The sequence below is a fragment of the Microbacterium sp. genome, assembly GCF_039812165.1.
Taxonomy (GTDB): domain Bacteria; phylum Actinomycetota; class Actinomycetes; order Actinomycetales; family Microbacteriaceae; genus Microbacterium.
The window spans coordinates 1-5,840 of sequence record NZ_JBDIAB010000180.1 but is presented as its reverse complement, the minus strand read 5'-3'; the positions used below and the strand labels follow the sequence as shown (position 1 = coordinate 5,840).

Below are 5,840 nucleotides of genomic sequence, written 5' to 3'. Positions count from 1 at the left end.
CGCGAGCGGCGTCCGGACCCGGCGCCGACGGCGGGTACGGACGCGGTGCGGACGGACCGGCCTGCGGCGGGGCGCCGGGGTACGGACCGGGCGCGCCCGGGTACGGCATCCCGGCACCCGGATGCCCCGGTGCTGCGGCGGTTGCACCCGGGGCCGGCGGACCGGCCGGATAGGCCGCCGCACCCGGATACGCCGCGGGCGCGGTGCGCAGCCAGCGGGGCGCGGTCTCGCGGCCGATGTTCTCGCGGTACGGGTCGGCCAGGTCGTCGGCGCCCGCGTCGCGACGGTCGACGTAGGCGAGGAGGTCGAGGTCGAGGCCCTCGCGGCGCATGCGGCAGTCGATGTAGACGAGCGCCGACGCCGTCGACTGCACGATCAGCGCGATCGACTGGATCAGCAGGGTGACGACCTGCGTGATCACGGCGCCGACGACGATGCCGATGAGCGTCGACGGGTCGGGGTCGCCGGTGGGGGCGAAGATCGTGGTGAGCCCCGTCGACAGGAACGAGAACGGGAGCGCGGCGACCTGCGCGAGCACCCCGAACACGATCGAGATGATCACGACGATGCCGAGCACCGGCCAGAAGCGTCCGCGCGTGAGCGTCCAGGAGCGGGCGATGCCGCCGGTCACGGTCGTGCCCTCGAGCACGATCGCCGCGGGCACGAGCAGGAGCTTCACCGTGAGCCACAGCGACACCGGGATCGCGGCGAGCACGATCAGCACTCCCGGCAGGATCGCCCAGGGCCCGGCGGTCACGGCCACCGCCACGACCGCGGCGGCGAGCACGCCGACGAGCACGATCGCCGCGAGCGCGACGAGCACGGTGTAGCCGATCAGGCGCCACGCGACCGGGCGCACGCGCGCCCACAGTCCGCGGAGCGTGAGCTTCTCGGCCACCACCGCGTGCGCGACCTCGTTCACGACGACGCCCTGCACGAGCACGCCGAGGGCGGATGCCGCGAGCGACAGCACGACGGTCGTGACCAGGGTCAGCGCGATCGAGCCCGCCATGACGGTCTCGAAGTCCTCGGTGCCGGGCTGCAGCGACGCGAGCCGGGCGAACGAGAAGACGCCCACGGCGGAGATCCCGACCGCCGCGACGAGGGTTCCGAGGGTCTGGACCACGAGCGCGAAGCCGAGCAGCACGCGGGGGTTCTGGCGCAGCGCGCTGAACGAACGGCCCAGGATCGTGCCGAAGGGGAGCGGATGCAGCGGGATGATCCCGGGGCGCGCGGCCGGGGTCCACGTGGGAAAGGCCGTCACGGATGCCCTCCTGGATAGGTCGACCGGATGGTCCTATCGTGTCACACGGTCGGGATCGGGCCGTCGTCCGGGGCCGTCCATTACTGTGAGCAGTGCGCGCCCTCGTCGGGCGCCGCCCACGAAGGACCGAACGGGACATGAGCTACCGCATCCTCGTCGTCGACGACGACACCGCCTTGGCGGAGATGATCGGCATCGTCCTGCGCACCGAGGGGTTCGACACCGTGTTCTGCTCCGACGGCGCGCGGGCCGTCGAGGTGTGGCGGGCCGAGCATCCGGATCTCGTCCTCCTCGACCTCATGCTGCCCGGGATGGACGGCATCGAGATCTGCACGCGCGTGCGCGCCGAGTCGGGCGTGCCGATCATCATGCTCACCGCGCGTACCGACACCGCGGACGTCGTGCGCGGGCTCGAGTCGGGCGCCGACGACTACATCGTCAAGCCGTTCAACCCCAAGGAGCTCGTCGCCCGCATCCGCACCCGCCTGCGCCCGGTGACCCAGCAGGTGGCCGAGGTGCTCCGCATCGGCGACCTCACCGTCGACGTCGCCGCGCACGAGGTGCGCCGCGGCGCCGGGGTCATCGCGCTCACGCCGCTGGAGTTCGAGCTGCTCGTCGCGCTCGCCTCGAAGCCGCAGCAGGTCTTCACGCGCGAGATGCTGCTGGAGCAGGTGTGGGGCTACCACTACAAGGCCGACACGCGCCTCGTGAACGTGCACGTGCAGCGGCTGCGCGCGAAGGTCGAGCTCGACCCCGACAACCCCGCGATCGTCACGACGGTGCGCGGCGTCGGCTACCGCGCGGGCGCCGTGGTGTGAGCGCGATGCCGTGACCACCGGGACGCACACCGTGACCGCCGGCACGCACGCGGTGGTGCCGGCCTGGCGGGACTGGCGCTCGTGGGTCGACCGGCTCGTCCACGCCTGGCGGCGGTCGATGCGGTTCCGCACGCTCGCGCTGACCCTGGGGCTGACGGCGCTCACGATCCTCGTCGCGCTCGTGTGGATGGCCCTGGCGATCCAGAACGACCTCTACGACTCGCGCACGCAGCAGATGCTGATCGAGGCGCAGCGCGCGACGGCATCCGCCCAGCAGACCCTCGACGCGGCCGAGGTGGAGGGCGACGTCGTCGCGATCCAGAACCTGATGGAGAACGTGCGCCTGTCGATCCAGCGGCAGTCCTCCACCGATCTGATCGCGGCCTTCCGGGTCTCGTCCGAGCCGGCCCCGCTCGCGCCGCAGGACTTCGAGCAGGGCGGGCTCACCGCCAGCATGCTCACGCCCGGCCTGCGCGAGGCGGTGCAGACCGGCGAGGGCGTGCAGTGGTGGCAGGCGGTGGGCATCCCGTCCGACGGCGGCGAGATCCCCGGCATCGTCGTGGGCCAGCAGCTCGTGGTGCCCGAGGTCGGCGCGTACGAGCTCTATCTCGGCTACGACCTCCGCTCGGAGGCGCAGACGCTGGCGTTCGTGCAGGCGACCCTGTGGGGCGTCGGCATCGCGCTCGTCGCCCTCATCGGGGCCATCTCGTGGTTCGTGCTGCGGTCGGTGACGGTGCCGATCGCGCAGGCCGCCGACACGAGCGCCAAGCTCGCCGCGGGCGACCTGGGCGTGCGCCTCCCGATCCGCGGCGAGGACGAGTTCGCGCGGCTGAGCCGCTCGTTCAACGCGATGGCCGACAGCATCGAGGCGCAGATCAAGGAGCTCGCCGACCTGTCGCTCGTGCAGCAGCGCTTCGTCTCCGACGTGTCGCACGAGCTGCGGACCCCCCTGACGACCATCCGGCTCGCCTCCGACATGCTCAACGACCAGCGCGACGAGTTCGACCCCGCCACCGCGCGCGCGGCCGAGCTCCTGCACGCGCAGGTGCAGCGCTTCGAGGTGCTGCTGAGCGACCTCCTCGAGATCAGCCGCTACGACGCCGGGTCGGTGCAGCTCGAGACCGAGCCGACCAGCCTCGCCCAGCTCGCCGAGGACGTCATCGACTCGATGCGCCCGCTCGCCGAGCAGCACGGCACCGACCTGCGGCTCGTCGCGCCCGGCGGCTACTCGCCCGTCGACCTCGACCCCCGCCGCATCCGCCGCATCGTGTGGAACCTCCTCGGCAACGCGATCGAGCACGGCGAGGGACGGCCGATCGTCGTCACCGTCGACAGCGACCGCTCCGCCGTCGCGCTCGGCGTGCGCGACTCGGGCATGGGCATGAGCGCCGCGGACGCCGAGCGCGTCTTCGACCGGTTCTGGCGCGCCGATCCGTCGCGTCGCCGCACGATCGGCGGCACGGGCCTCGGGCTCTCGATCGCGCTGGGCGACGCGCGACTGCACGGCGGCACGCTCGCGCTGTGGTCGGCGCCCGGGCGCGGCACGAACGTCGTGCTGACGCTGCCGCGCCGGCCCGGAGCGTCCATCGGCACGTCGCTGCCGATCCCCGCCGACCCCGGCGACGTCGCCGTCCCGGTGAGCGACCTCGGGCCGACGCAGCCGATCGACCTGCCGGAGGGGGAGTCGTGACCGGGCGGCTGCGCGGCGGCGCGGTCGCGGTCGCGGCCGTGCTCGTCGCGCTCGTGCTGGCCGCGTGCGCGGGGCTGCCGCTCAGCGGCCCGGTCAACCCCGGCCGGTCGATGGACGACGAGGCCAGCATCCCCGACTTCTCGTTCGTGCCCGACTCGCCCACGCCCGGAGCCTCGCCGCAGCAGATCGTGGAGGGCTTCATCGCCGCGGGCTCCGGCCCCCGCCGCAACTGGGAGACCGCGCAGGAGTATCTCGCGCCCGAGTTCCGCGCGCACTGGCGACCGCGCGCGGGCGTGATCGTCGACGTCCCGGGCGACCGCGCCTACCGGGAGACGGCGCCGGATGCCGTGACCCTGACCGTGCGGCCGGAGGCGACCGTCGACGGCGCCGGCGCCTACTCGGTCGCCGGCTCCGCCGACATGCAGCTGGGCTTCCGCCTCGCGCAGCAGGCGGACGGCGAGTGGCGCATCATCGAGGCGCCGGACGGCATCGTCCTCGACCGCAACCGGTTCCACTCGGTGTTCCGCAGCTACTCGCTGATGTACTTCGACCCCACGTGGACCTATCTCGTCCCCGACCAGCGGTGGTTCCCGGTGACCAACCCGGCGACCTACGTGGCCGAGGCGCTCATCGACGGCGCACCCAGCCCGTGGCTCGCGGCATCCGTCGCCACCGCCTTCCCCGAGCAGCTCGAGCTCGCGCAGCAGGCCGTGCCGGTGCGGTCGGGCATCGCGCAGGTCTCGCTGTCGGACACCGCGCTGGAGATCGAGCCCGAGACGCTCGCCCGCATGCAGACGCAGCTGGAGGAGAGCCTCGCGTCGGTCGGCATCCCGGCCGCCCAGCTGCTCGTCGACGACCAGGCGCTGTCGGCCGCCGCGGTGCCGGTGCGCTCCACGCGCGTCGACGCGCGCCCGCTCGTGCTCACCGAGGCGGGCTTCGGGTTCCTCTCCGGCGACACGCTCGAGCCGATCCCCGGACTGTCCGACGCCGTGCTGACGGTCCCGGTCGCCGCCGCGCAGGTCTCGGCGAGCCGCACCATCGCGGCGCTCCTCGACATCGACGGCACGGTGCTGCGCGCCGAGTCGAACGAGACCGTGCGGGTCCTCGACTCCCGGCCGGGCATGGTCGCGCCGACGCTCGATCCGGCGGGCTTCGTGTGGACCGCGCCGGGCGGCGACCCGGCATCCGTCGTCGCCTACGCCCCCGACGGGACGCCGCACCCGATCGCGCAGGCGTGGCCCGGCGCGACCCGCATCGCCGCGATGCAGGTCTCGCGCGACGGCACGCGCATGGCCGCGCTCGTGCGCGACGGCACGCGGCCCGCGATGTGGATCGCGGGCGTCGTGCACGACGGCGACGGCACCCCGGTCGCGCTCGGCGAGCCGGTGCTGCTGACCGAGCTGGAGGGCGACGGCATCGCCCTGGGGTGGCTCGACGCCGCGACCGTGGCCGCCGTGGTCGGCGACGGCGACCAGCGGTACGTGCACGACCAGCCCGTCGGCGGCCTCGGCACCACGACGACCGCCCCGCCCGAGGCCGTGGACCTCGCCGGAGGCAACCAGCCCGGCATGGTGCGGCTGCGCGACGCGAGCGGGGGGCTGTACGTGCAGCGCGGCGGCAGCTGGCAGCGCCTCGCCGGCGGCGTGCACGTGCTCGCGTCGCAGCAGGGCACGCCGCGCTGACACGCCCCGTCGCGGGGCGGACGGGGAGTCCTCCACAGCGGGTCGATCCGGCGGGGTGTCCACGGATCCGGTCCTCCGGAGACCACCGGCGGCCGTGAGCCGGCACCGTCGAGGGATGCCGTCCGTCCCCGCCGCGCTCGCCGAAGCCCTCTCGGTCGTGTTCCCCACCTGGTGCGCGGGGTGCGACGTGCCCGACGTGACGCTGTGCTCGTCGTGCCGCGCCTCGCTGCGGCCGGTGGGGCTCACCCGCACGGTCGCCGGCGTCGAGGTGCGCAGCGCGGTGGCCTTCGAAGGGGTCGCGGCGCGGATCGTGCGCGCGTTCAAGGAGGACGGCCGCACGCCCCTCGCCCGTCCGCTCGGCGCCGCGCTCGCCGCCGCCGTCGCGG

The 5,840-nt window shown here is 74.1% G+C and carries 4 protein-coding genes and 1 pseudogene; 4 read left to right on the top strand and 1 reads right to left on the bottom strand.

Annotated elements, in window-relative coordinates; genetic code table 11:
• A partial coding sequence (locus tag WML84_RS12205) for a hypothetical protein (protein ID WP_347346416.1) occupies nt 1-1,264 on the bottom strand: 1,264 nt, incomplete at its 3' end.
• Nucleotides 1,265-1,401: 137 nt separating this feature from the next.
• Here WML84_RS12205 and mtrA point away from each other — a divergent pair.
• The 4 genes and pseudogenes from mtrA to WML84_RS12185 all read left to right on the top strand — a co-directional run.
• A complete protein-coding gene (gene mtrA / locus WML84_RS12200; RefSeq protein ID WP_347346415.1) occupies nt 1,402-2,082 on the top strand; it encodes an MtrAB system response regulator MtrA in 681 nt (226 codons plus the stop codon).
• A gap of 10 nt (nt 2,083-2,092) precedes the next feature.
• Entirely contained in the window at nt 2,093-3,772 is a 1,680-nt protein-coding gene (mtrB, locus tag WML84_RS12195) for an MtrAB system histidine kinase MtrB (RefSeq protein WP_347346414.1), read from the top strand.
• Nucleotides 3,769-5,454, top strand: a complete 1,686-nt coding sequence (locus WML84_RS12190; RefSeq protein ID WP_347346413.1) for an LpqB family beta-propeller domain-containing protein — start codon at nt 3,769-3,771, stop codon at nt 5,452-5,454. Before mtrB ends, WML84_RS12190 begins: the two co-directional genes overlap by 4 nt.
• Nucleotides 5,455-5,569: 115 nt before the next feature.
• A pseudogene (locus WML84_RS12185) lies at nt 5,570-5,840 on the top strand (ComF family protein); the annotation flags it as partial.

Coding starts and splice junctions, on each gene's coding strand:
- mtrA (WP_347346415.1), top strand. CDS start 1,402: ATGAGCTACCGCATCCTCGTCGTCGACGACGACACCGCCTTGGCGGAG.